The 748-nt window shown below is 65.6% G+C and carries 1 protein-coding gene; it reads left to right on the top strand.

All coding sequences use genetic code 11. From position 1 onward, the window contains the following. Positions 1-748: alpha-amylase family glycosyl hydrolase (locus tag AQI88_RS42440; RefSeq protein ID WP_208616112.1), on the top strand; the 748-nt coding region annotated here is incomplete at both ends.

Consider the following 748-nt stretch of genomic DNA (forward strand, 5'->3'; position numbering starts at 1 on the left):
AGGACGTGGTCGACTACTTCGGCGACTACCAGTCGGGGGGCGACGAGTGCCACATGGCGTTCCACTTCCCCGTCATGCCGCGCATCTTCATGGCCGTACGACGGGAATCGCGCTACCCGGTCTCGGAAATCCTCGCCAAGACCCCCGCCATCCCCTCCCACTGCCAGTGGGGCATCTTCCTGCGCAACCATGACGAGCTGACCCTCGAAATGGTCACCGACGAGGAACGCGACTACATGTGGGCCGAATACGCGAAGGACCCGCGTATGCGCGCCAACATCGGCATCCGCCGCCGCCTCGCCCCCCTGCTCGACAACGACCGCAACCAGATCGAGCTGTTCACCGCCCTGCTGCTGTCCCTGCCCGGCTCACCGATCCTCTACTACGGCGACGAGATCGGCATGGGCGACAACATCTGGCTCGGCGACCGCGACGCCGTCCGCACCCCCATGCAGTGGACCCCCGACCGCAACGCGGGCTTCTCCTCGTCCGACCCCGGGCGGCTCTTCCTGCCCACCATCATGGACCCGGTCTACGGCTACCAGGTCACCAACGTCGAGGCCTCCATGTCCTCGCCCTCGTCGTTGCTGCACTGGACCCGCCGCATGATCGAGATCCGCAAACAGAACCTCGCCTTCGGACTGGGCTCCTACACCGAACTGCAGTCCTCGAACCCGGCGGTGATCGCCTTCCTGCGCGAGTACGAGGACGACCTCGTGCTCTGCGTGCACAACTTCTCCCGGTTCGC

The organism is Streptomyces cellostaticus (genome assembly GCF_001513965.1).
GTDB lineage: Bacteria > Actinomycetota > Actinomycetes > Streptomycetales > Streptomycetaceae > Streptomyces > Streptomyces cellostaticus.